This window comes from Achromobacter sp. MYb9 (assembly GCF_002975275.1).
Taxonomy (GTDB): Bacteria; Pseudomonadota; Gammaproteobacteria; order Burkholderiales; family Burkholderiaceae_B; genus Achromobacter.
The window spans coordinates 86,543-105,949 of record NZ_PCOQ01000017.1; the positions used below are offsets into that span (position 1 = coordinate 86,543).

Sequence of the window (19,407 nt, forward strand, 5' to 3'; positions counted from 1 at the left end):
GGTACGAAGAAAAGGGGAGGAAGGGGCTCAGGCTGTGCCCGGCGGACGGATCCAGGGAGCCCACAGCAAGGAGAAAGCCACGCCAAGGGCCACCGCCAGTCCGAAGTTGGCGATGGCCGGCGTCTGGCTGATGGCCAGCAACCCGAATGACAGCAGCGTGGTGACGGCGCCCAGCAAGATGCCCACCAGGCTGGCGGCGGCCCCCGCGACGCGCTCATACATGAAGATGGCGTAGTCGACGCCGATGGCGGACACCAGCAGCAGGCCGAACAGGCTGAACAAGGTCAACGGCTGACCCAGGTAGCCCAGGGCGGCCAGCGAGCAGGCGGTGGCGGCCAGCGGCACCGCCAGGATGCGCCAGGCGGCGGCGCGCCCAAGGGTCAGCAGCAGCAGCGCCGCGGCCACCGCGTACGACAGCAGCTTGAGTTCGGCGGCTTCGATGCGGGTCGAGGCGAACATCCGGTTCAGGTCGCCGCTGCGGTCCACCAGCATGACGCCCGGCAGGCCATCAGCAATGCCCTCAAGCGCGGCCGCATCGCGCAGACCCAGCAGCGTGACCATGCCCGCCGCTTCGCCATCGCGCACGCCCAGCCATTGCGCGCGCCAGCGTTCGGCCAGGGGGCCTTGCAGCGCGGCGTCGATCGTGATCGCGGGTAGCGAGGCCATCGCTTGCAGCTCCTGGCGCAGCAGGTCGAAAGGAATGCCGATGTCCGTCAGCGGCTTCCAGGTGCCGGGCTGCAAGGCCAGGGCGGCCAGCCGCTGGCCCAGCGCAAGTTGATCCGCGGCGGGCGATACCAGTTGGCTCAGGGCGCTGTAGGCCGCCAGGTCGCCGCGCTTGACCAGCACGTCCAGCTTTTGGGCGACCTGCGATTGGCGGCGCAGCAGCGCGTCTTCGCTGTCGGCGCGGACCAGGAAAAACTGGCTGGTCGGTGTAAAGCCGGTGATGTCGCCGATCTGGCGCGCCTGTTGCAGCAGGGGCGCGGGCAGGCTGAGCCACTGGCGCAGGTCGTCCTGGATGGCCAGCCGGCTGATGCCGCCGATGGTTGCCGCCGCCAGCACCAGCGCGCCCGCCCCAAGCAGGGCGCGCTGGCTGGCCAGGCGCGCGCGCAGGCGCAGCGCCGCATCGGCTGCGTACAGCAGCGGGGGCCAGGGCCGGGGACGCCAGCCGTCCATCCAGGCGGGCAATTGGCACACCGTGCAGGCATAGGCGCCCAACAGCCCGGCCGCGGAAAATACGGCCGTCTGCGTCAACGCGGGAAAGGGGGTGAAGGCCAGCGCGATGTAACCCACCAGGCTGGCGGCCAGGCTGATCGTCAGGCCCGGCAAGACGCGGCGCAGCGCCGGCCATGCCTGCCAGTCGGCCATGCCGTAGCTTTTGCCGAGCCAGTGCATGGGGAAGTCGACCGCCACGCCGATCAGGCTGGCGCCGATCACCAGCGTCAGCACGTGGATCGAACCGAACACCGCGACGCAGGCCACGGCGCCGGTCAACAGGCCCACCGCGACCGGCACGAACGCCAGCAGCGCACGCGCGCGGCGCAAGGCCAGCAGCAGCACAAGCACGATGCCGACCATGGCGCTTGAACCGATCCAGGAACTTTCCGCCACGGCCTGCGCGCGCCCGGCGGCCGCATAGAGCGGCCCGCCCGCCACCAGCAGTTGGGCGCCGCTGGCGTGCAGCGCCTGGCGGTCCTGATCGATCTGCTGCGAAATGCCCTGAGGGGCGTCGCTGTCGAAGGCGTCGGCGCGGGTTTCGGCGCGTATCAGCACCCAGCGCTTGCCGCCGTGTTCGGCTTGCAGCGTGCCGGTGCCCATGTCGTACTGCACCGCGCCGCCGGGACGCAGCGCTTGTTCGGCGCGGCGCGTCAGGCCCAGCCAGTCCTGATCGGCGGGCACCAGGCCGGAAGACGAGAACGGGTCCGACAGTTCGCGGGCACGCCGCTGGGCGTAGGCGGTGGGGTCGGATGCCAACTGTTCGCGGTCCGCGGCGGGCAGCATGGCAAGGCGGCCGGCAAGCAACTGCGCGCGCAACGCGGCAACGTCCACGTTCAGTTCCATCTGCACGGACGAGAACAGCCCGCTGCGGGTCCAGCGTTCGGCCAGCAGACGCGCAGGGGCCACCGGGTCCGCGTCCGGCCGCGCCGCCACCAGCGCCACGATCTGGCGCGATAGCGGTTCCTGGATGCGGGCTTCGGCCAGCTGGCGCGTGGCGTCGGCCGTTGCCTGCGGCACCAGGTCCATCAGGTTGGCGGATACCGGCCACCCGTTGCGGCACTGCCAGACGCCGGCGCACAGCACCAGCAGCAGGCCCAGCTTGAATAGCCGCGGCAGCCAGCGTTCAGTCTGAAAACGCACGTTGCTCCTCGGGGCTCAACCGGTCGGCGGCGGCCGCGTCCGTCATCTGCAGAACGCTTCGGTCGCCTTGCGTTTCGCGCAGTTCGATGCGGTCGACGAGTTTGCCGCCGTTGATCTGGATGGTGTCGAAAATCTGGCGTAGCAAGGCCGAACGCGGCGTCAGCAGCAATTGCCAAGCATCGGCCTGGCCCGTCAGCGCCAGGTCGAAGTTCTCTTGCAGCCCGCTGGTGTCGCCCGCCAGCACCGACAGGAACAGGCGGTTTTCGCGGCCCGATCCCGTCTGTTGCGGCAGCGCCTGCCAGGCGCCGGATTCGTCGCGCCGCGAAATGCCGTTGGCGTTGATGCGCAGGTCCTGGGCGATGGGCGTGCGCAGCAGCCACAGCAGCCCTTTGCCGGCCGCCAGCGTGAAGTCGCCGCGGCTGGTCAGCGGCTGGGGTAGCGAACGCAGGAATTTCTGCTGCACGAAATGGCCACGGACCACCGGCGTGGCGCGCAACTGGGCCTGCAAGTCGTTCAGGTCGAACGCCCGGGCGGTCCAGGGCAGGGCGGTCAACGCCAGCAGCAGGAACAGGCGCGTCGCCGTCTTCAGGAAAGCCATCGTCATGCGCGGACCTCCAGGGATTGCAGCTTGCGTTGCACCGCTTCCACGAACGCGGCGGGCGACGCCAGTTGCATTTCACGCGTTTCAATGCAGACCGCGACCTGTTCCGAGGTCGCGCGCGTCAGCCGGGTGCCGGTTGCCGCATCCAGGATCAGGTAGTTGATCTTCAAGCGGTTTTCCCATTCGACCAGTTCGGCGCGCACCGTCAGGCGCTGGCCGAATTGGGCGGGCTGCGCGTAGCGCAGATGCATATCGATGACCGGCCAGGCGTAACCGCTGGCGCGCATGGCGTCGTAGTTATGGCCCAACTGGTCCAGCAGCTCGCAGCGCGCTTGCTCCAGGTACTTCACGTAGTGGCCGTGCCACACGACGTTGAGCGAGTCGACGTCGAAGAACGGGACGCGGACTTCCACTTCGGCGCCGATAAGGCCTCGTTTACGCATCGTCTTTCCAGAAGGGGTAGAAGTTGAACCATTGCAGCGGCGCCTCGCGGCAATGCGCGGCAAGGCGGTCGGCGTAGCGCTGCGCCCAATGGGCGATGCGCGCCTGGCGCGTGGCGCGCGTCCATTCGATGCCGTCGGACAGGCGTTCCATCGCGACGCGGTAGCGCGCGCCGTGGCGGGTGCAGAACAGCAGGTTGACCGGGCAGCGCAGCAGGCCGGCCAGCAGCCAGGGCCCTTGCGGCAGCGGGGCGCTGGCGCCCAGGAACTGCACGGGCGTGGTGCGGTCGCCTTGCAGCGGTACCCGGTCGCCAGCGATGGCCAGCCATTCGCCGCGATCCAGGCGCTGCGCCAGGTCCAGCATGGCTGGCGCGTCCAGCTCGCTGACCTGGATCATGCGCGGGCCCCCGCCGGCTTCCGACAGCAGGCGATTGAAGTGGACGGCGTGCTTGCTGTGGACCAGGACATTCAGGCGCAGCGCGCCGGACCGTTCCGCCAGCGCACGGCAGACTTCGATGTTGCCCAGGTGCGATCCCACCAGGATCTGACCGCGCCCGGTGCCCATTTGCCCGTGCAGGCCGTCGGGGTCGGTGATGTCCAGGTCGGCCAGCGTGATCTTGCCTTGCCATACGTCCAGCTTGTCCAGCATGGCGTGGGCGAACGCCAGGTACTGGCGGTACACGGGCGCGGCGCGCGGCAGCGGCGCGGGCAATCCGCCGGTTTGGGTCAGCCGTTGCTGATATTGCGCGATGGCGCGCCGGGCGCGGCCGCCGAAGGCGTAGAAGTACAGCACCACCAGCCAGACCACGGGGGCGACCACGCGGCGGCCCAGCCGGCGGGCCGCCCACGCCGTCAGGCGCATCAGCACGGGGCTGCCGCGTTCGGCCTGAGCGGCCCAATGGGGATCGGCGGCGCTCAAGGCCGCGGCCCTCGCGCCAGTCGGCGCCACAGCAGGGCGGGCGAACGGACCAGCATGCCGAAGAACAGCCGCGCGTGCATGCGGCTGATCAGCAGGTTGTCGCGCAGGCCCTTGAAATGCGAAATGCCACCTTCGGGATAGACCACCCGCGTGGGCAGCCACGTCATGGCGACGCCGCGCCAATGCAGGCGCACCAGGATGGCGATGTCGAAGTCCATGCGGCGACCCACGCGAGCGCCGTCGATCACCGGCAGCACGTGTGCAAGCGGATAGACGCGAAAACCGCACATGGCATCGGGGATGTCGAGCGACAGAGTGTTGATCCAGACCCAGATGCGTGTCAGCCAGCGGCCGTAAAGGCGGCTGCGCGGCACGTCGTCGCCATAGACGGGTGCGCCGCAGATCACGGCTTGCGGCCGGGCCCGCGAGGCATCGGCAAACGCGGTGGCGTCGGGCAGCGCATGCTGTCCATCGGCGTCCACCTGCAAGGCGTGGGTGTATCCCAGCGCGGCGGCGGCGCGCAGCCCGTCTTGCACCGCGGCGCCCTTGCCGCCGTTCACGGCGCGGCGCAGCAGATGCGTACGCGGCAGCCTGGCCAGCGCGTCCAGGGCCGCCGCGCAGTCCGCGTCCGAGCCGTCGTCGACCAGGACGCAAGGCAGGTCCTGCGCGGCCAGGCGCGCATGCACGGCCGCGACCGTGGCGCCGTGGTTGTAGACCGGGATCACCGCGCAGAGCTTATGTGCCGGCATGGCTGCCCGCCTGCAGAATGCGGCCCGACGAGCAAGGCGCGTCGTCGACGGTGCACGTGAAATACAGTTTCTGCTTCGTTTCGTCCCAGCGCAGCGCCATTACGGCGACGTCGCCCGGGCGCAGCAGCTTCTGGAACTTCAGGGCTTCCATGCCGCCCACGCGCAAGTCCGGGCGCAGGTCGCGTTGCGCCAGCGATACCGCCCAACCGATCTGGGCAACGCCAGGCACGACGGGCACCGACGGGAAATGTCCGCTGAAGTGCGCCAGGTCGTAGGGAATGTCGAGCGCGTAGCGGCGTTCGCCAGCGGGCTGGTCGGGCAATTCCACCACGATAGTATCGACGGCGCGTGCGCCGGCCGCCGTGTCGAAGTCGGCCTGCGGCAGCTTGCCCTGGGCATTGACGGGCAGGTGCCGATAGAAGCGCCAGCTGCGGGGAATGGCCAGCGATTCGAAGCCGGTGCCCATGTGCGCGCGCAAGGTGTCCACGACCGTTTTGCGGCCCTGGTTGCGCAAAGCGTGCAAACCGGTGGCTGACAAGGCGACCAGCCCTGTCAGCCGCGCGGCGCCGGAAGGCCGGCCCAGCCGGGCGTCGTCCACATAGGCATGGCGCATCAGGAACTGCTCCAGCATGGGCAGCGAGATGCGCTTTTCTTCGATCTTGATGATGCGGTCCAGCCGGCCCAGCAATTGGAAGCCGCCTGGCGTGAGGCTCGCGCCGTCGGAGGTTTGCTGGTCGGCCGGATTCACCCACGGCGACTGCACGCGCAAGGCGCCTTCGGCGTTGAGGCTGACGGTCGTGCCAGGCAACGGTTGCCAATCGGCCGAACCCGTGCGCCACGCCACGGCGCCGGTTTCCGAGCTGCCGTAGATTTCGGTGGGGCGCAGGCCCAGGTCGCGCTCGATGGTGTCGGATACCTCGATGGGCAAGGCGCCGCCCGACGTATGGATGCGGACGAGCCGGCCGCGCAGCTGGGCCCAGTCCAGCCGTTGCCCAAGGCGGCGCAATAGCGCGGGGCTTGCGATCCAGGTGAAGGACGGGTAGCGCAGGCTGGCCTGCTGCAGCTCTTCGGGGTAGAGCCGCTGGCGGCGGTCGATCTGCCGCCCCGCGCACAGCGGCCACAGCACGCGGAACGGCAGGCCGTACATGTGCTGCGCCGACACGCTGCCCAACACCGGCGAGTCTGGCTCGGGCCATTGCTGTTGCAGCGCGGAGACTTCCGCCGCCAGTTGCCGCCATTGTTTGACAAGGTGCTTGGGGCTGCCGCTTGAACCCGAGGTGCACAGCACCAGCGTCAGGGAGGGATCCAGCTGGGCGGGCGTCATGGCGTCGCCGTCGTGCAGGCCGGACAAGTGCCACTGCCTTTCGGCGGGCAAGGGCAGAGCGCTGTCGGTCAACCAGGCGTCGACGTCCGTGTCCAGCGTGGCGCAAGTCTGCGCCTGCGCATCGCCGGGAAGCACGGCGACCACGCCCGCGCGCCAGCAGGCAAACAGGGCGGTGGCCAGTGCGGCGGCGTCATCAAACCACAGCGCCAGCCGGCGCACCGAGCGCGCGCGCAGCGCACCCGCGGCCAGCAGGCTGGCTTCTGCGAAGGCGGCGCGCGTCAATGGGGGGGAGTCGGCGACAGGCACGCCGCCGGCATCGGCCGACGGCAGCAACAGGCGTTCCAGCGGCGTCCAGCGCATGCTCAGGCCGCCTGGGCGGCTGCCGGGCGCAGCAGCCATTCGCCCGCGATCAGCAGGCCCATCAGGCCGTAGCTGACGGCCCCGTTGTAAGCGACCCACCAGCTCCAGGGCGCCCACGCGGCCAAGCTCGCCGCGATGGCGCCGTTCACCGCGAAGAACGCGCACCACACGCGGGTTACGTTGCGGGTGTAGCGCACGCCTTCAGGCGGCAGGTCGGGATGGCGCAGGCGCGCCAGCTGCTCGATGACCGGGCGGCCCACCCGCAGGCTGATGCCGAAAACGGTAAGCATCATGGCGTTGACCAGCACGGGATACCAGCGCAGCCAGGCTTCGGAGTTGGTCGCGGCAAGCACGAGGCAGAACGCGACGGCGACGGCGGGCAGCAACCGTCCGCCGGGTTGCGCGGCGCGCGCGGTCAGGCCGCGCGCCAGCCACAGCGCGGCCAGCGGCAGCGCCAGCCAGGCTGGATTCACGTGCCCCAGCGTCGCGTAGACGGCAAAGGGGTACGCGACGCCGGCGGCGGCGAGGCCGGCCGCGACGCCGCGTTTCATGCGTCGGGCGCCTGCTTTTGCCACATCGCCTGGACGACGTCTTCGACGGTGCGTACCGTGCGGAAATCGTTGGCGTCCAGCTTGCGGCCGGTTTGACGGCGGACGTGGTCGATCAGGTCGATGGCATCGATGCTATCGATCTCCAGGTCCGTATACAGATTGGCTTGCGGCGTGACGCGATCCGGTTCGATCTCGAAGAGTTCGACCAGCGCATCGCGCAGCGTATTGAAGATGTCCTCGCGGGTATGCATCGTGGACTCCGTATGCGTTAGGCGCGCCGTTGCGCGGCGACAAAGGCCGCCAGGCTATTGATGCTGGTGAAGTGATCGCGCATGTTGCGCGTTTCGGGATCGATGGTGATGCCGTAGCGTTTTTGCACCGCCAGACCAAGCTCCAGTGCGTCCACCGAGTCCAACCCGAGTCCGTCGCCGAAGAGCGGGTCGTCGGACGCGATGTCGGCGGGCGTCATGTCTTCCAGCCCCAGCGATTCGATGACGAGCATCTTGAGCTCAAGTTCCAATTCATTCATCCCGCTTAGACTCCGCTACCACCGTGCTGGGTGGGTTCGTTCATGAGAGCGCCGGCCGGCGCGGGGCGCGCCAGCTCGGCTTCGAAATAGGCATGTAGCCAGGCATTCATTTTGCGCCCGGCGATCGGCAGAGGATGCGCGTCGCCCCACACGGCCGGGTCGATATCCTCGCCCACCTGGATCACATAGCGCATGCGACGCGGTGGAATCCGGTACCAGGGCTCGCCTTTGGTAAGGCTGCGCGGGGTCATCCGGATGATCACGGGCGTGACGACTTTGGCGCCGCGCAGGGCGATGGCGCAGGCGCCGCGATGGAATTGCGGCGACGCATCGGGAGGCGTGCGCGTGCCCTCTGGGAAGACGATCAGTGTTTCGCCATTGCGCAGCACGTCGGCGGCGCGGTCGAACATGTCGAAGCTTTCATCATTGGTGATGTAGCCGGCGTTGGCGATCGGGCCGCGCGTGAACGGGTTGGTGGCCAGGCCGTGCTTGACGATGCAGTTGGCGTTCTTGACGTGGCCGACCAGGAACACGACATCGAGCAGTGAGGGGTGGTTGGCCAGGATCATCTGGCCCGGCTTGCCCAGGCGCTCGGCGCCCTTGAACTCCACCGTCAGGATGCCGACGCGGACCATGAAACGGATGAAGAACCGGAAAGTACGGTTCAGCGCCGACCGCGCGCGGCGCTGGCGGTCCGCCTTGCCGCCCGGCAGCAGGCGCTGCGGCGGAAAGACGAGCACGCGCAGCAGCACGCCGCCCAGCCCGAACATCGTGAAGGCCATACCGGTGGCGACCAGGCGCCAAAGCCAGAAGTCCTGCCGGGATTGTGGGGCGCTTGTCATGCCGTGCGTGTCCAGGTCCAGCGTCGGGCGTGATTCTGATGCGTCCAGGCGGGAGTTTTCAAAGTCAGGTGGCGCAGCAGGTTCAGCGGATTGGGCCAGGCCTGCGCGGCGTCAGGCGGCGTGCCGTCCGGGGTGGCTGCCATCGCCAGCGTCCATTCCGTTCCGGGGCGCAGGTGGAATGCCGTCGCATACGTATATGGCACGTCGTCGATCCAGGGGGCGTAGGGAGCGGGAGGGCGTTCTTCCGCCAGCACCACCAGGACGTCTTCGTGACCCTGGGCGAACAGCATCGCGCCTTCGATAAAGGCATGCTCAAGCCCATCGTCTTCCACGGACAGGGCGATGGATTCAGTGGTTTCGCGGCGTATGATCGACCATTGCGCCGCGATGGCGTTGTGCACGGACAGGCCGAAGGCGGTGGGCGATAGCGGCTCATCGGCCGCCAGCGACTGCAACAGGCCGAAATTGCGGGTGGTTTCCCCGTGGCGCGACGCGAATACCAGCGGCATGCCCGCGCCTTCCGCAGCCAGCGGCCAGGCGCACGCGAACACGGCGCGAGCTAGCGAGCTGAGCCGGCGGCGCTGCATCGGAGGCAGGAAATCCAGGCGGGGTGCGCATTGGTCCGCGAGGGGGCAGTAAGGATGTTCGGCCCACTGCAACCAGTCGGTGGGCGTATCGATTCCTTGCGCCCACCCCTGCCATTGCGCGATTGAGAACGTCAACATAGCGCGCGATTCTACTATGCCGCTACCCGTTGATTTTGTTTTGGATGGTTACTTTATGGCCAATTCGTCACTGTAAGCATCTGTTTGGCTGGAATAACTGGTTACGTATTGCTGTGGAAATTCAGGAACTATTCATGTACTGGGCGGACCAACGCGCCGCCGGTCTTTATCGGGAAGAGAACGTGTCCGACGAGGACGCGCGCCGGCTGCCCGCGAGCGATAGCCGGCAGGCAAGAAAGGACGACTGGCAGGTCAGCCGCGTCTTGCTGCACGAAGCCAGGTCGGCGATGACGCCTGGCGCGGTGTTGTCGCTGAGCCACAGCGGCGGCCATGCCATCTGCGCCCAGGCGCCGGCAGGCTGGAAATTGGGGGCCGACCTTGAACACATGCGGCCGCGCGACGTCCTCCGGTTAGCGGACTGGGTCTGTTCACCGGCCGAAGCCGCCGCGCTGGCGGCCCTGGACGGTGACGCGCAACGAGAGCGCTTCTATCTGCTCTGGACCTTGAAAGAAGCCTTCATCAAGGCGGCCAACCTGGACTTTCCGGCGGACATGGCGTCCGTGGGTCTGGCGCCGGACGCGGGCGGGGAGTGGCGCCTGAACGCGCCGGCGGGCGCGTGGCGGGCATGCAGTTGGCGGGTGGGGGGCGCATGGATGGCGTCGATGGTCTGGTTGGCGTCCAGTGATAACGCAATGTCACCGCAGTGGCGGGCGCCAACCGTCTGTCCGTTGCCGCCGGTGACGCTTATCGGTCATTGGGCGTCTGCCGCAGGGTGATCGCGCCCGGGCGTTTTGCCATGCGCTTTTAAAGATGTATTATAAATATATCTTTAAAAGCGAGCCCGCTCGCAACGCAAGGAGCCCCCTGATGTTGAGCCCCCAAGTCCGTGCGCTGGTCAAAGCCACGGCCCCTGTCCTGAAGACGCACGGCGTGGCGCTGACGCGCCATTTTTATGCGCGCATGTTCGAACACAATCCCGAGTTGAAGCACATCTTCAACCAGGCCCACCAGGCCGGTGGGCAGCAGCAGCACGCACTGGCGGGCGCGGTCACCGCCTACGCGGAACACATCGACGATCCTTCGGTGCTGATGCCGGTCGTGACTCGCATCGTGCACAAACACGTCAGCCTGGGCATCCGGCCCGAGCATTACGCCATTGTGGGCAAGCACCTGCTGGCCTCCATTCGCGAGGTGCTGGGCGAGGCCGCCACCGACGAACTGGTCGACGCCTGGGGCGCCGCCTATGGTCAGTTGGCGGATCTGCTGATCGGCGAAGAGGCGCGCCTGTACGCCGAATCCGCCGGGAAGCCGGGCGGCTGGACGGGCTGGCGGGCGTTCCGCGTGGTGGGCAAGCAGGCCGAAAGCGCTGAGATCACGTCGTTCTACCTGGCGCCGTCCGATGGCGGCGCCGTGCCCGCGTATCAACCCGGGCAATACGTGTCCGTGCGCGTCTACGTGCCGGAACTGGGGCTGATGCAGCCCCGCCAATACAGCCTGTCGGACGCACCCGGGCAAGACCGCCTGCGCATTTCGGTCAAGCGCGAACCCGCCGGGGCGCAGACGCCGGCGGGGCGCGTGTCCAATGCCCTTCACGACCGGCTGGAAGAGGGCGGCGTGCTGGACGTGGCGCCGCCGCAAGGCGATTTCCACCTGAAGGCAGACAGCGACGCGCCCGTCGTGCTGCTCAGTGGCGGCGTTGGCCTGACGCCGATGGTGTCGATCCTGAACCATCTGGTCCGCAACAACGACGAGCGCCAGATCCGCTTCGTGCACGGCTGTCGCAACCGGTCGGTGCATGCCATGAAAGACCACGTCAACCGCATCGCCGCCGAGCGCGGCAACGTGCGCAAGGCTGTGTTCTATGAAGAAATCGGCCACGACGACGAACCAGGGCGCGACTACGATCACGCCGGCCGCCTGGATTTGCGCGCCATCCGCGATGACGTCATCGTGCCCGGCGCCGACTACTACCTGTGCGGACCCGCGCCCTTCATGCTGGCTCAGCGCGAAGCACTGCTGGCGCTAGGCGTGGGGCCTGACCGCATCCATGCCGAAGCTTTCGGCACCGGCGGCGCGCCGGCCTGACGGTGTATCCTGGCGGCCTGATCCGCCTGGGCCGCCAGGCACCCGTCTTCCTCCTATGCAACTGACCCGATTCACCGACTTCGGCCTGCGCGTCTTGATGTATCTGACGCAATGCCGCGACCGGCCCGCCGCCGTCACCATCCCGGAGATCGCCGGACGCTTCGACGTGTCCCGCAATCACCTGGTCAAGGTGGTGCACTTCATGGCGCAGCGGGAATGGGTCAACACCACGCGCGGCAAGGGCGGGGGCCTGAGCCTGGCCCGGCCAGCTTCCGAGTACCGGGTGGGCGACCTGATCCGCGAACTCGAGCAGCAGGGGCCCTTGATCGATTGCCGCGAACCGCCCTGTGCCCTGGACGGCTCCTGCCGCCTGTCGGGCGTGCTGGCGCAAACCCTGAACGCCTTCTACGACGCCCTTAACGCCTACACGCTGGCCGACCTGGTGCGGGACCCTACCGCCGCGGCCATCATCAAGCTGCACCGCGCCGCCTGAGGCGGGCATGACGTTTTGTTATGGATGCTGCCCGCTTTGGCATTTGCCGTGCGGGCGCTGAACGTTCCAGAATAGCGGCTTATCTCCCTCGGGGGCAGCAAGCACACGTAGTGTGCGCGGCGTGGGGGCTATTTTTGCCGCCGGGCCGCCCCAAGGCAAAAAGCGCCCCCTCGGGGGGCAGCAAGCACACGCAGTGTGCGCGGCGTGGGGGCATAAACCCTTTTTTTTTTTTAGGACTCGGGCATGCGCGTTTGCGTAATTGGTGCGGGTGTTGTTGGCGTGACCTCCGCTTATTTCCTGGCGCGCCAGGGGCACGATGTGGTGTTGGTGGACAGCCAAGCGCGCCCGGCGGAAGTGTCCAGCTACGCCAACGGCGGCCAGCTCAGTTATAGCTATGTGGCGCCGTTGGCCGGCCCGGGCGTGTTGCCCAGCGTGCCCGGCTGGTTGTTGCGCCAGGATTCGCCACTGCGTTTCCGGCCCAGGCTGGACCTGCATCAATGGCGTTGGTGCCTGCAGTTCGCGCTGGCGTGCCGCGCGTCGGTCGCCCGGGCGTCGACGGCCGAGTTGCTGGGCCTGTCCTACTTGAGCCGCGACGTCATGCATACCTTGCTGGCGCAGGAAGACCTGGATTTTGGCCATTTGAAGAACGGCAAGCTGATTGCCTATCGCAGCGCCGCCTTGCTGGACAAGGCGCGCGCGCTGGTGGCGTACCAAGCGGGGCACGGCGCCGACCAGCAAGTGCTGGACGCCGCGCAGACGCTGGCCATGGAGCCGGCGCTGGCCGCCATGGGCGACAAGCTGGCCGGCGCGATCTACACCCCCAGCGAAGAGGCGGGCGACTGCCGCCAGTTCACCGAGGCTTTGTTCGACCGCCTGCAGGCATTGGGCAATGTGGAATGCGCCATGTCCAATCCGGTGTCCGGCCTGCAACGCGAAGGCCGGCGCATCGTCGCGGTGAACACCCGCGAGGGCGACATCGGCGCCGACGCGGTCGTGCTGGCCACCGGTGTCGGCACGCGCGCCTTGCTCAAGCCGTTGGGCCGCGACGTGCCCTTGTACCCGCTAAAGGGCTACAGCCTGAGCGTGCCGCTATCCGCCGACGACGCCGTTGCTCCGCACATCAGCGTGACCGACTATGAACGGCGCATCGTCTACGCCCGCGTGGGCGGCGTGCTGCGGATCGCGGCCATGGTCGATATCGGCAGCGCCAACGCCGATATCGAACCGGCGCGCGTGGCATTGTTGAAGCGGCAGGTGCACGAGGCCTTTCCGGCATTGGACTTGCGCCAGGCCGTGCCTTGGGCCGGTCTGCGTCCCGCCACGCCGACGGGCAAGCCGCTGATCGGGCGCAGCGACGCGGCGGACAACCTGTGGCTGAACATCGGCCAGGGGGCGCTGGGATTCACGTTGGCCTGCGGTAGCGCGGCATTGCTGACCGCGCAGATGGCGGGCCTGGAACTGCCGCTGGACCCCGCGCCTTTCCGGCCGTGATGCTTGCGCCGGGATGGGCGGATATGTCCATTTTGCGATAGCTGCCGCCTTTTCATCGGCAGACGGACCTTCGCGCGCTTAATAGGATAGCGATTGTTCCCCCGCCACGCGCCTTGACGGCACGCGGGCGGGCGGGACCCGATCCCTTTCTGCGAGCGCATTCATCATGTCCTTTCTGTTCCCCTTGTTCGCCATCTTGTTCTGGGCGGGCAATGTCATCGTGTCCAAATTGGCGGCCAGCGCCATCTCTCCCACCGCGATCACGTTCTATCGCCTGGTGCTGGCCCTGTTCCTGATGGGACTGTTCACGGCCCGCCCGGCGTGGCGCAACCGCAAGACCATCTTGCGGCACTGGCCCAAGCTGGCGCTTTATGGCGCCTTGTCGTCGGCGGTGTTCCAGGCGCTGTCCTACCGCGCGGCGGAAACCACCACCGCCACCAACATGGCCATTCTGACGGCGCTGATCCCCCTGCTGAGCATGCTGCTTAGCGTCGTCATCCTGCGCGACCCCCTTACGCTGGGCATGGCCGCAGGCGGGGTGATGTCGTTCCTGGGGCTGCTGTACCTGGTGGGGCAGGGCGACATGCTCAGCGTGTTCCAGCACGGCATCCATGCCGGCGATGGGCTGATGCTGCTGGCCGCCTTGTCGTACGCGTTGTACGGGGTGCTGCTGCGCTATTGGAAGGTGCCGGTTCCCGCCTGGCAGTCCACCTTCGTGCAGTCGATTTTCGCGCTGCTGTACATGCTGCCGCTGTACCTGCGCGTGCCGGCGGCGCAGGCCGCGCTGGACGTGAAGACCATTCCCCTGATTCTCTATGCCGGCATTTTTTCGTCGGTGTTGCTGTCCTATCTGTGGATCGAAGGCGTGCATCGCCTGGGGCCCAACCGTTGCAGCATTTTCATCAACCTGCTGCCGCTGTTTACGGCGCTGGCGGCATTCGTCATGCTGCGCGAGCAGTTGCACGCGTATCACCTGCTGGGCGGGGCAGTAACGCTGGCGGGTGTGCTGATGGCCCAGACGGTGCAGCGTCCGTTGATGCGCCGGGCGCCCGCCGCGCCGCTCACCGCCGCCGCGGCGGCCAAGCGCTAGCAAGCCGCTTCACGGCGGTTCACGCTGGCGCGCCCGTTCACGGGCGTTCAATACAAGCGCCTCCCGTTGCGCGATAGTGCGGCTCTTTAGCGGGAGCGCTCATGAGCCTTTTCCAGAGAACCACCATTGCCCTGGCGCGCAGCCCGATGATGGGCCGCGCGATGCGGGCGATGGCGGCCCGGTCGTCACTGGCCAGCCGCTTTGTCGGTGGCGCGGATGTGGATGCCGCGGTCGGGACCGCCTTGCGGTTGCGCGAGGCGCACGGCATCCGGGCCTCGCTCTTCTATCTGGGCGAGTACGTGGCGGATCCGGCCGCCATCGAACACAACGTCACGCAGTCCATTGCCGCCTGCGATGCGCTGGGCAGGGCGGGCCTGGACGTGCACGTGTCGGTGGACCCCACCGCCATCGGCTACATGGACAGCGACGCGCGGGGCGAAGCGAACGCGCGGCGCATCGGCGCGGCGGTGTCGCGGGCCGCGGGTGGCGGGCAGGATTGGGTGGTGCTGGACATGGAAGATTCCGGCATCCGGGATCGCACGTGCGGATTGCATCGCGGCTTGCTGGAAGCGGGCTTGCCCGCTGGCCTGACCCTGCAGGCGCGGCGCCGGCGCACGCCGGAAGACCTGCACTGGGCGATTCGGCAGCGGACTTCGCTGCGCCTGGTGAAAGGCGCTTTCCCGGAGCGCGAACTGGACCACGACGGTCGCGCGCGCATCGACCAGGCGTACCTGGACGCGGCCTCCATCATGTTGTCGCCCGAGGCGCGCAAGGCGGGCTTTCTACCCGTCTTCGGCACGCACGACGACCGTTTGGCCGGCGCGATCATGACGATGGCACGTGAGCGCGGCTGGGCGCCGGACGGTTTTGAATTCGAAATGCTCTATGGCGTGCGGCCCGATTGGCAGCTGGCCCTGCGCGGCTTGGGCTATAACGTCAGGGTCTATCTTCCGTTCGGCGGCGACTGGTGGCCGTATGCCATCCGCCGGGTGGGGGAAAATCCCCGTAACGCGTGGCTGCTGGCCCGCTCCCTGGGTTCGGACGGGAGCTACTTCAGCTAGCCGCAAGGGCTTGTACACCATGGCGGTTTCTCAACATATCTGGCATTGCGGCGCGGGCTTGCCCGCCGACGTGCTGATCGCGGATCTTCGCGCGTATCGCTATGCGCCGCACTTCCACGATGCGTGGTCCATCGGCGCGATCGAACACGGCAATTGCACGTTCAGCGTGCATGGCCAGGCGCATGCGGCCGGCGAGGGCGACCTGGTGGTGATCGCGCCCGGCCAGGTCCATACCGGGGGCACCTCGGCCACGCCGTTGGCGTACCGCATGGCGTACATCGACGCCCGGTGGTTCGACGACCATGCGCGTGCCTTGTTTGCCGACGGGGCCCGATTGCCGGGGCCTGTCATTACCGCGCCCGGCCTTTGCGCGCAATGGCTGGCCGCGCTGGCACCGGACCCGATGCCGGATGCGGTCCGGCGCCAACGCCTTTCCGCCGCGTTGTTCGGGCTGTTGGCCGAGCACGCCGAAACCGGCGACCCGGCGCGGGCCGACGTGCCCGACGTCTGCACGCTGCTGCGCGAGCGCATGGCCGCCGATCCGTCCTGCGCGCCTGACCTGGAAGCGCTGGCGCAGGCGCAGGATCGCCACCGCACGACGCTCGTCAAACAGTTTGCCCGTCGCTACGGCCTGCCGCCGCAAGCCTGGTTGCGCAATTGGCGAGTGGCGCGCGCGCGGACGCTGCTGCGCGACGGCTTGCCGTTGGCGCAGGCCGCCCAGGCGGTGGGGTTCGCGGATCAGGCGCATCTGACCCGCGTGTTCAAGCAGGTCTACGGCAGCACGCCAGGCGTGCTGCAAAGGGCTGGCGCGTCCCACACATTGTGAGCGCGGGGCGTCTCTATCCGGTAGTCGGAGTACTTCTGCGTGAAAAATGCGGCGCCCAGCCGCTCTGCCGCCAGCAGCGGCTGGCGGGGATCCGCGGCAACTTCACCGCGCCGATTGCCGGCGCCATGCACATAGCCCACAAAGTCGGAATGGGTGTAGCGCGCGTACTCCTGCACCTGGTGCACGATGCCCAGCGCCGCGCCGGGATAGGTCTCTTCGGACGCGACCGTCAGGCCCAGCCGTTTGCCGGTCATCGCGGCCTTGACCCGTTCCGGTTCGGCGCCCGAGCCGGCGTAATGAGTGAACGACCGGTCGAAGAACGCTTTGGCCTGTGCGGACATGCCATACCAATAGACCGGCGTGCAGAGCAGAAGGCCGTCGGCCGGCAGAAAATGTTCCAGGAACAGTTCGGCGTAGCGATCCGCGGGCGGCGAGCCGCGCCGCAGGTCGGGCAGGAAGCCCTGGATGTAGTCGTCCAGGAACAGCAGGGTGGTGGAGATGCCCGCCGCATCGGCGCCACGTTGCGCGGCCGCTGCCAGCGCGGCGCTGTTGCCGTCGCGCCGGGGGCTGCCCACCAGGATGAGCAGCTTGTGCTTGTGGTGATTTGAATTCATGCCTTGTCCTCGGGGTTCGGGGGATTCTTCGTAGGAAGGGGCAACTGTAGGCATGCACGAACCCGGCGACAAATGACGATTCCTTGGCTAAGATGAATTCATTTCATGTGTTGGCCACGTCCATGTTTGCTTCCCTTCCTGTCACGGCGCTGCGGGCCTTCGAGGCGGCGGCCAGGCTGCGCAGCTTCAAGTCCGCCGCGGCCGAGCTTGCGGTGACGCCCACCGCGGTGTCGCATCAGATCAAGGCGTTGGAACGGCAGGTAGGGATCGCGCTGTTCGATCGCGTGCCGCGCGGCGTGCGGCTGACCGATGCCGGCGCGCGCCTGTTCGTCAGCGTGCATGGCGCATTGCTGGATATCGCCCAGACGCTGGATGCCTTGCGGCCGGCGCCCGCGTCTGGCGCGCTGACGGTTTCCACCACGCATTCCTTCGCGGCGCTGTGGTTGGTGCCCCGCCTGGGGCGCTTCTACGATGCCTATCCGCAATACCAGTTGCGCTTGGATGCTGGCGCGGATCCCGTGGACTTGCTGCAGGACGCCAGCGTGGACGTCGCGATCCGGTACAGCCCGCGCGCCTATCCCGCCCTGCACGCCGCCTGCCGGTTGCCCGAATGGTTCGGCGTGTACGGCGCGCCCTCGCTCGTCGCGCAAGCCGGAAAGCGCGCGCCAGCGCTGGTGACGGTGCGCTGGCGCGATTCGCAACTGTATGACCAAGGTTGGCAGGCCTGGTGCGAAGCGGCGCGCTTGCCGTCGTGGCGCGAACCGGCGGCGGTGCATGCCTATACCGAAGAGCATTACGCCCTGCAGGCGGCCATCGCGGGGCAGGGCCTGGTGCTGGCCAGTTCCGTCATGGTGTCGGACAGCGTGGGGGCGGGCACGCTGACGGCGTATCGTCCTGATGTGCGTGTGGCCGGGTCCGCCTATACCGCGCTGTGCGCGCCGGGCCGCGAACGCCATCCGCCCGTCAAGGCGTTCCTGGACTGGTTGAGCCGCGAGTTCCAGGCATAGCGCGGCCGGTCGTGCCCAGCGTGCCTGGCATGGACTTCGGCATGGACTTCGGCAGCAGTGGCAGCGCAGCCAGCATGCACAACCCGGCGATCACCCAGGTGGCTGGCCAGGAGCTTGCGGCGACCACGTGGGGGATCGCCAGCGGCGTCAGGAACAGGCCCAGGTAGACGCAGCTGTTGGCCATGCCCAGCGCCGTACCCGCGCGGGGCGCGCCGGCCAATGTCGCCAACTCGGTATAGGCCACGCCGTGCCAGGCGGATGCGCAGATCCCCGCCGCGGCAAGCAGGCTGGCCGCCGCCAGCACCGCGCCGGGGCCGGCCGGCGCGCCTTCGACGCCCCACGCCGTCGCGCCCAATGCCGCGAACAGCAGGCAGCTTAGCCAGGCGCAGCGGCGCAGAAACCCGCGCCGGTCGCCACGGCGGTCCGTCCAACGGCCGCTGGCGATTCTTGCCACCATGGCGCCCAATTGCACGGCCACCATCACCATCGTCAACGTGCCGATGCCGGCGTGGCTGAAGTCGTGCAGGAATACCGTGGCGAACGTCAGTACCGCGAATTGCGGGCAGCACATGATGCCGATGGCGACAGCGGCCCGCCAGACGCGGCCGTCCCGCAGCGGGGAGGCGGCCTCCCGCGCCGAAGCGGTGGTGGCGGACGAGTCGGCTTGAGCCGTCCTGGCAATCCGGGCCGGGGCTGCCCGCACGCGCTCCGGTTCACGCAGCCACACCGCTGCCAGCGCGGCGGCCAGGCCGCACATCACGCTCAGCGCGCCGAATACGGCGCCAAAACCCGCGTGTGCCGCCAGCCATGGCAGCAGCAGGGCGCCCAGGCCTCCGCCCAGCGGCACGGCGGTTTGCCGGATGCTCATGGCCAGCCCGCGTTCGCCTTCGTCGAACCAGGCCATCACCGCCCGTCCGCTAGCGCCGTTGACGCTGCCGCCCAGGATGCCGACCAGCACCAGGCCCAGCGCCAGCAGCCACAGCGCGGGCACGCCATTGGCGGTGGGCGAGGCGAACCCGCTCATCCAGGCCAGCGCCGCCGCGGTGGCGCCCAGGCCGGTGAGCAGCACCGGCCGGTCGCCCCAGCGATCGGTCAGCAGGCCCCAGGGCAATTCGAACAGCGCCACGCCCAGCCCCAGCAGGCCCAGCGCCAGGCCCAATTGATCGTTGTCCAGCCGGTAACCCGACCGCATGAACACCGCCGTCGTGGGCAGGCCGGCCGCCGCCGCGGAGAAGGCGGCATTGGCGGCAACGCCCACCGCCAGCACCTTCCAGCGATGGGAGGGCCGTTGCGCATCGGCCGTTGAAGCGTGGGGGAGAGGCGGGATCATGCAAGGCTCCGAAAG

The 19,407-nt window shown here is 68.2% G+C and carries 21 protein-coding genes; 8 read left to right on the plus strand and 13 right to left on the minus strand.

The genetic code is table 11. From position 1 onward, the window contains the following. Positions 1–27: 27 nt before the first annotated feature. The 11 genes from CQ050_RS21735 to CQ050_RS21785 are packed head-to-tail and all read right to left on the minus strand — an operon-like array spanning position 28 to position 9,395. Complete coding sequence (locus tag CQ050_RS21735) at positions 28–2,355, minus strand: MMPL family transporter (protein ID WP_105558893.1); 2,328 nt, start codon at positions 2,353–2,355, stop codon at positions 28–30. Beyond that, positions 2,339–2,959: an outer membrane lipoprotein carrier protein LolA gene (locus tag CQ050_RS21740; RefSeq protein WP_233214213.1), complete on the minus strand. Its 621-nt coding sequence runs from the start codon at positions 2,957–2,959 to the stop codon at positions 2,339–2,341. The genes CQ050_RS21735 and CQ050_RS21740 overlap by 17 nt, the downstream gene beginning before the upstream one ends. Continuing rightward, positions 2,956–3,399 (minus strand): thioesterase family protein, encoded by a 444-nt coding sequence (locus tag CQ050_RS21745; protein ID WP_105558894.1) that lies wholly within the window; start codon positions 3,397–3,399, stop codon positions 2,956–2,958. Before CQ050_RS21745 ends, CQ050_RS21740 begins: the two co-directional genes overlap by 4 nt. Further along, positions 3,392–4,315: a glycosyl transferase gene (locus CQ050_RS21750; protein WP_199196892.1), complete on the minus strand. Its 924-nt coding sequence runs from the start codon at positions 4,313–4,315 to the stop codon at positions 3,392–3,394. Before CQ050_RS21750 ends, CQ050_RS21745 begins: the two co-directional genes overlap by 8 nt. Beyond that, positions 4,312–5,064 (minus strand): glycosyltransferase family 2 protein, encoded by a 753-nt coding sequence (locus tag CQ050_RS21755; protein WP_105558895.1) that lies wholly within the window; start codon positions 5,062–5,064, stop codon positions 4,312–4,314. The genes CQ050_RS21750 and CQ050_RS21755 overlap by 4 nt, the downstream gene beginning before the upstream one ends. After that, positions 5,051–6,787, minus strand: coding sequence for an AMP-binding protein (locus tag CQ050_RS21760; RefSeq protein WP_233214214.1), 1,737 nt, complete (start codon positions 6,785–6,787; stop codon positions 5,051–5,053). Before CQ050_RS21760 ends, CQ050_RS21755 begins: the two co-directional genes overlap by 14 nt. Then, on the minus strand, positions 6,751–7,299 hold the full coding sequence (locus tag CQ050_RS21765) for a hypothetical protein (protein WP_105558897.1): 549 nt from the start codon (positions 7,297–7,299) through the stop codon (positions 6,751–6,753). The genes CQ050_RS21760 and CQ050_RS21765 overlap by 37 nt, the downstream gene beginning before the upstream one ends. Beyond that, on the minus strand, positions 7,296–7,550 hold the full coding sequence (locus CQ050_RS21770) for an acyl carrier protein (RefSeq protein ID WP_105558898.1): 255 nt from the start codon (positions 7,548–7,550) through the stop codon (positions 7,296–7,298). The genes CQ050_RS21765 and CQ050_RS21770 overlap by 4 nt, the downstream gene beginning before the upstream one ends. A gap of 17 nt (positions 7,551–7,567) precedes the next feature. Next, on the minus strand, positions 7,568–7,828 hold the full coding sequence (locus CQ050_RS21775) for a phosphopantetheine-binding protein (protein WP_105558899.1): 261 nt from the start codon (positions 7,826–7,828) through the stop codon (positions 7,568–7,570). 5 nt (positions 7,829–7,833) lie between these two features. Beyond that, positions 7,834–8,670 carry a 1-acyl-sn-glycerol-3-phosphate acyltransferase gene (locus CQ050_RS21780; protein WP_105558900.1) on the minus strand — a complete coding sequence of 279 codons (837 nt, stop codon included), beginning with the start codon at positions 8,668–8,670 and terminating at the stop codon, positions 7,834–7,836. Beyond that, positions 8,667–9,395, minus strand: a complete 729-nt coding sequence (locus CQ050_RS21785) for a beta-ketoacyl synthase chain length factor (RefSeq protein WP_105558901.1) — start codon at positions 9,393–9,395, stop codon at positions 8,667–8,669. Before CQ050_RS21785 ends, CQ050_RS21780 begins: the two co-directional genes overlap by 4 nt. 134 nt (positions 9,396–9,529) lie before the next feature. Here CQ050_RS21785 and CQ050_RS21790 point away from each other — a divergent pair, with 134 nt between their 5' ends. The 7 genes from CQ050_RS21790 (at position 9,530) to CQ050_RS21820 (ending at position 16,441) form a co-directional block, all read left to right on the plus strand. Next, on the plus strand, positions 9,530–10,171 hold the full coding sequence (locus CQ050_RS21790; RefSeq protein ID WP_233214217.1) for a 4'-phosphopantetheinyl transferase superfamily protein: 642 nt from the start codon (positions 9,530–9,532) through the stop codon (positions 10,169–10,171). 91 nt (positions 10,172–10,262) lie between these two features. Next, positions 10,263–11,480 carry an NO-inducible flavohemoprotein gene (hmpA, locus tag CQ050_RS21795; RefSeq protein WP_105558903.1) on the plus strand — a complete coding sequence of 406 codons (1,218 nt, stop codon included), beginning with the start codon at positions 10,263–10,265 and terminating at the stop codon, positions 11,478–11,480. Between the two features lie 55 nt (positions 11,481–11,535). Further along, positions 11,536–11,973, plus strand: coding sequence for an Rrf2 family transcriptional regulator (locus CQ050_RS21800; RefSeq protein WP_105558904.1), 438 nt, complete (start codon positions 11,536–11,538; stop codon positions 11,971–11,973). 243 nt (positions 11,974–12,216) lie between these two features. Continuing rightward, complete coding sequence (locus tag CQ050_RS21805) at positions 12,217–13,464, plus strand: D-amino acid dehydrogenase (protein ID WP_105558905.1); 1,248 nt, start codon at positions 12,217–12,219, stop codon at positions 13,462–13,464. Between the two features lie 166 nt (positions 13,465–13,630). Continuing rightward, positions 13,631–14,554, plus strand: a complete 924-nt coding sequence (locus CQ050_RS21810; RefSeq protein ID WP_105558906.1) for a DMT family transporter — start codon at positions 13,631–13,633, stop codon at positions 14,552–14,554. A gap of 101 nt (positions 14,555–14,655) precedes the next feature. Further along, on the plus strand, positions 14,656–15,615 hold the full coding sequence (locus CQ050_RS21815) for a proline dehydrogenase family protein (RefSeq protein WP_105558907.1): 960 nt from the start codon (positions 14,656–14,658) through the stop codon (positions 15,613–15,615). Between the two features lie 19 nt (positions 15,616–15,634). Next, positions 15,635–16,441 carry an AraC family transcriptional regulator gene (locus CQ050_RS21820; RefSeq protein WP_105558939.1) on the plus strand — a complete coding sequence of 269 codons (807 nt, stop codon included), beginning with the start codon at positions 15,635–15,637 and terminating at the stop codon, positions 16,439–16,441. Here the strand turns inward: CQ050_RS21820 and CQ050_RS21825 are convergent. Continuing rightward, a complete protein-coding gene (locus CQ050_RS21825; RefSeq protein WP_105558908.1) occupies positions 16,387–17,055 on the minus strand; it encodes a flavodoxin family protein in 669 nt (222 codons plus the stop codon). The two genes, CQ050_RS21820 and CQ050_RS21825, sit on opposite strands and share 55 nt — an antisense overlap. Positions 17,056–17,177: 122 nt before the next feature. Between CQ050_RS21825 and CQ050_RS21830 the strand changes: the two genes are divergently transcribed. Further along, entirely contained in the window at positions 17,178–18,062 is an 885-nt protein-coding gene (locus CQ050_RS21830) for a LysR substrate-binding domain-containing protein (RefSeq protein ID WP_105558940.1), read from the plus strand. On the opposite strand, the gene CQ050_RS21835 is transcribed toward CQ050_RS21830, so the two are convergent. After that, positions 18,019–19,392, minus strand: a complete 1,374-nt coding sequence (locus tag CQ050_RS21835; protein WP_105558909.1) for an MFS transporter — start codon at positions 19,390–19,392, stop codon at positions 18,019–18,021. The genes CQ050_RS21830 and CQ050_RS21835 overlap by 44 nt on opposite strands. Positions 19,393–19,407 lie beyond the last annotated feature (15 nt).